The sequence below is a fragment of the Cupriavidus sp. SHE genome, assembly GCF_000812445.1.
Taxonomy (GTDB): Bacteria; Pseudomonadota; Gammaproteobacteria; order Burkholderiales; family Burkholderiaceae; genus Cupriavidus; species Cupriavidus metallidurans.
The window spans coordinates 1-4,631 of record NZ_JWMB01000080.1 but is presented as its reverse complement, the minus strand read 5'-3'; the positions used below and the strand labels follow the sequence as shown (position 1 = coordinate 4,631).

Genomic DNA, 4,631 nt, shown 5'->3' with positions numbered 1-4,631 from the left:
CTATGCCCGCCCCGCCGCACCTGTGGCGGGCGGCTACCCGGCAGCGCCGGAAGGTTATGCCTCGGCCGAGGTGAAGAGCGGTGAAACGCGCCGCGCCACCGAGATCGGCTGGCGCGAGTTCTTCACCGACCCGCGCCTGCAAGGGCTGATCGAGGCGGCGCTGGAGAACAACCGCGACCTGCGTACCGCCGCGCTCCGCATCGAAGAGGCGCGCGCGCAGTACCAGATCCAGCGCGCCGACCTGCTGCCGACCGTGAATGCGAATGCCGGCTTCCAGCGCGGCCGCTTCTCGGGTGCCTCGTCGGGTATCGACCAGTCGTTCACGGGTAACGTGTACCAGGTCGGCCTGTCGGTGACGCAGTGGGAGCTCGACTTCTTCGGCCGCGTGCGTAGCCTCTCGAACGCCGCGCTGGCGCAGTACCTGGCCACCGAGGAAGCGCACCGCGCCGCGTATATCTCGCTGGTTTCGGAGGTTGCCAAGGCCTATCTGGCCGAACGCGCCTTTGCCGAGCAGTACGATCTGGCACGCGACACCTACAAGGCGCGCCAGAGCACGTACGAACTGGCGCAGAAGCGCTTCAGCGCCGGCGCGACGTCCGCGCTGGACCTGCGCGACAACGAATCGCTGGTGGCGCAGGCCCGCGTGGCCGCGGCGCAGCTGGCGCGTCAGCGCGCGCAAGCGCAGAACGCGCTGGAAGTGCTGGTGGGCAAGCCGATCGCCGAGATCCCGAGCCTGCCTGCGCCGATGCGTCTGTCGGACGAACACATCATCAGCGATATTCCCGAGGGCCTGCCCTCGGAGTTGCTGACGCAGCGTCCGGACATCCGCCAGGCCGAGCAGCAGCTGTTGTCGGCCAACGCCAACATCGGCGCGGCGCGGGCCGCATTCTTCCCGCGCATCACGATGACGGCCAATGCCGGCACCATCAGCACCTCGTTCACGAACCTGTTCGACTCGGGCGCCCACGTGTGGTCGTTCGCGCCGCAACTCGTGCTGCCGATCTTCGACTACGGCCGAAACATGTCGAACCTGGACCTGTCCAACGTCCGCAAGAACATCCAGATCGCCAACTACGAGAAGACGATCCAGACCGCGTTCAGCGAAGTGGCCGATGCCCTCGTGGCACGCGGCACGCTCGAGGACCAGGTGGCAGGCCAGGAACAGCAGCGTGACGCGGAAGCCGCGCGCTACGAACTGGCGCGGATGCGCTTCCGCAGCGGCGTGGCGAGCTACCTCGACGAGCTCGACGCGCAGCGCCAACTGTTCTCGGCCGAGCAGGATCTGGTTGCGGCACGGCAGTTGCGGTTGGTGAACTCGATCGACCTCTACCGCGCGCTGGGTGGCGGGCTGGTGGAGAAAGGACCGGTGGCGCAGCAGCCGGTACCACAGACAACGACGACGCAGTAAGTCATCGTTTCGGTTCAGCAAAAAAGGGCGAAGCTATCAAGGCTTCGCCCTTTTTGCGTTGTGGCCGACGTCGGTCAGAACTTGTAGGTCGCCGCGAGGAAGAACACCAGCGGGTTTGGCCGCAGTGTCGTCTTGGAGGTCGACAACACGGTGCCGTCCGATGCCTTGATCGTCATCGTCGATTCGCTCTTGAGCGGGATGTACGTGACCGCCCCAGTGACACCCCAATGCTCGGTGAAGTTGTAGGTGCCGCCGACATTGAAGACCGGCGCCCACGACGACGACGCATCGGCGTGGACCGACGTCGGACCCGGAATACCCGCACCCGCAGCCAGGATCGCGCCGAGGTTATTGTTCACCGATGCGGCGAACGCCGGATTGACGTCGATATTGGTGAAGAAGTTGTACGAGACACCAACACCGACAAACGGGCGGAACGTCACATCGGGAGCGCGGAAGTGATACTGCACCATTGCCGCCGGGCTCCACTGACGTGCACGCGTGATGATCGGATTCAGCGACGGGTCGCCGAGGCTCTGGTGACCCAGCGCGCCGGCTGGGCCCGGCGGAATCAGATAGCCGTGTCCGTAGATCTTGAACTCGGGCGGAATGCCGCCCACGGCTGTGATCGCGATGTTGTCGGTGACGAAGTGGCTGAACGTCAAGCCGAGCGTGTCGGCATTCGACGTCGACAGGCCACTGCCTGGCGCCGAGAACGACGTCGGCAGTCCAAGCGGATAGTTGATTGGCACATCGAGCAGGGTTGTGGTCAACGGGCCGCTGGTGCCGAAAGTCTCAATATGGAACCAGCCCGCGGATACGACGTTGTCCCCGGCCTTTTGCGCATGCGCGGTGGTGGCCATGAAGGCGCTGCAGGCGAGAAAGGCTGCAGCGATCGAAAGCAGGCGGGCCAGCGAGAGGCGTTTGTTATGCATGTCGGTCCCCTGGGTCGTTATTGCACGAAGGCGCCGACCGTGAAGTACGGGCCGGTGGTGCGGTTTTCGAGGAAGCCGAACACGCCGCCGGTGAACATGAACTTGCCCGTGATCGTGGCGTTGTCCTTGCGCGTGGTGGTCACCACGCCAGCGGTAGTCTGCGAGTAGTCGAGCTTCAGCGCCGTGGCCAGCGTGGCGTCGGCCGCGCGGAACGGGTCCAGTTGCGCGGCATCGGCACCCACCAGCGCCGTGGTGCGGTAGTCGAAGTTGCTGTCCACGCCGATGTACTCGCCATTGACACTACCTTGTGTGATCGACACCGCCGGCGCCATCATGCCGATGCCGATCTCGTCATCGGCGCCCACCGGTTGCAGGTTCGTGAACGACGCATTGGCATAGCCGACGCGAATCATGATCGGCACGAGTTGTCCACGCAGCTTGCCCACGATCAGGTACGCGCGGCCCAGCACGCCGCCGAGGCTTGGTTGCTGCTCGCCTTCGTAGTTGGTGGAAAGCAGCGAGCCGTTGCCTTGCGGCACGAACTTGTTGCCTTTCTGCTTGCAGGTGCCGCCGGTCTTGTTGTCGCAGACCGTGAATGAACCATCGGCGGCCAGGGACATCTTGTAGTCCTGCGCGACCTGCGCGAAATTCTTCGATGGAATCTCATGGAAGCCCGACCCGTTGTAGACGCCCGCGATCTTGCTCAGGTCCGTCTCGGTCTGCGCGAAGCCGATGAACTGGAAGTACGGGAACGTCGTGTCGGGCACGGCGCCGGCACCGGCAATGCCGTTGAACTGGATACGCGCGCCAGGGATCGTGCCGCCCATCACGCCTTCGCCCAGGAACAGCCGTGCCGGCCGCGATGCATCGAGACTCGCGCCGATCAACTGGAATGCGCATTGATTCAGCTTGTCTGTGGGCAGGCCGGTTTCCTGCGCCAGCTTGCCGGTCACCACGTTTTGCCCATTGGTGGGGTCGGAGCGCGTTGGCTGTACCGTGCCCGTGATGCGTGGGACCGACGAATCCAGGAACGTGACGGCCCACGTCATCTTCGTGGTGTCGATTTGCACGCTCACCAGTTCGCCCGATCCGGTGCCGCCGACATAAGGCGTCGAATAGTCGACCGATGCAGGACAGAGTCGGGCAGGCACGGCAGCGGGCACTGCGGTTTGCGCGCTGTCGCCATCGCCACCACCGCCGCATCCGGCGAGTGCCGCGGTGGTAACCAGTGCCAGCGCCAGGCGTGGCGCCCAGGGCCGCAGCGAAGCTGCGGAACGTGGTTGATGCGATTGCGGCAGCGGCATGATGATGTCTCCTATGGGGTTCTTCTATGTGTGAGGCAGTGGATGTTTTGCGTCAGCGGCTGGCCAGCGCGCTGACACGGAACGTTGGATCTGCTGCGGGGCCGAACAGGTGGGCATACACGGGGCCAGTGGTGATGACCGATCCCGCGACGCCGCTGTTGTCGACAGTGGCTACCACGCCGGGCCGCGTGGCCTGCGTGAAGTCCATCTGGAATCCGCCGACCGGTTTGAGCGACGGGTCCTGCGGGTCGATCAACGCAACGAGGTTGTTCTGGACCGTGGAAGACAGGTACTTGAAGTCGCTGCCCGAGCCGATGTAGCTGCCCTGCATGCTGGCCTGGGTGACCGTGGTGGTTGGCGTCATCAGGGCAATGCCGGATTCGTCGTCGACTCTGATGTCCAGTCCGTTGATGTAGGCGGAGCCCACGCGGACCAGCAGCGGCACCTTTTTGCCCTCTAGCTTGCCGACCACCAGCACGCCGCGCGCGCGCGCGTTCGCTGGTGCGAGCGCGTTGGCATAGAAGTGTGGATAAGGCTTGCTGCCCGCCCCGCCATCGTTGTCACTGCCGAACGCGCCATCGTTACCGGCACGCAAATGCCAGGGTTGGCCCGTAGACAGGCAGGACCCGCCGCTGGCCGACACGCATGATCCATCGGCGTTGAGTGTTTCCACGGTGTTGGCGGTAGCGGGCGCGTAGTTCGTGGCGCCAGTCAACTTGCCGCCGGACGGCACAAGGTGATAGCCGAGCAGGTTGTACGTGCCCGCGATCTTGCTGAAGTCGGTCTCAGTCTGCGCGAATGCCAGCACCGGGTACATCGGGAACGTGCGCTGTGGGATCTTGCCGAGCCCCAGCAGGCCGCCATACTGGATCGTTGCGCCAGGAATGCCGCCACCCGCCACGCCGTTGCCGATGAAAATGATCGGCGGATTGGCGGGGGCGATGATGGCCTGCGATGCGCCGTCGGATGCGGGGACCGGTTTCA

Annotated in this window: 4 protein-coding genes; 1 reads left to right on the top strand and 3 read right to left on the bottom strand. The window is 64.7% G+C overall.

What is annotated here, in order from left to right:
* The coding region (locus tag RN01_RS30280) for an efflux transporter outer membrane subunit (RefSeq protein ID WP_039016824.1) at positions 1 to 1,408 on the top strand (1,408 nt) is incomplete at its 5' end.
* 74 nt (positions 1,409 to 1,482) lie between these two features.
* Here RN01_RS30280 and RN01_RS30275 read toward each other — a convergent pair.
* The 3 genes from RN01_RS30275 to RN01_RS30265 form a co-directional block, all read right to left on the bottom strand.
* Positions 1,483 to 2,343 carry an OmpW family protein gene (locus RN01_RS30275; RefSeq protein ID WP_008642789.1) on the bottom strand — a complete coding sequence of 287 codons (861 nt, stop codon included), beginning with the start codon at positions 2,341 to 2,343 and terminating at the stop codon, positions 1,483 to 1,485.
* A gap of 17 nt (positions 2,344 to 2,360) precedes the next feature.
* The gene (locus RN01_RS30270) at positions 2,361 to 3,647 is read right to left on the bottom strand and encodes a DUF2957 domain-containing protein (RefSeq protein ID WP_017512523.1); all 1,287 of its coding nucleotides are present in this window, start codon (positions 3,645 to 3,647) and stop codon (positions 2,361 to 2,363) included.
* A 52-nt stretch (positions 3,648 to 3,699) separates the two neighbouring features.
* Positions 3,700 to 4,631: DUF2957 domain-containing protein (locus tag RN01_RS30265; protein ID WP_039016823.1), on the bottom strand; the 932-nt coding region annotated here is incomplete at its 5' end.

Coding starts and splice junctions, on each gene's coding strand:
- RN01_RS30270 (WP_017512523.1), bottom strand. CDS start 3,647: ATGCCGCTGCCGCAATCGCATCAACCACGTTCCGCAGCTTCGCTGCGG.
- RN01_RS30275 (WP_008642789.1), bottom strand. CDS start 2,343: ATGCATAACAAACGCCTCTCGCTGGCCCGCCTGCTTTCGATCGCTGCA.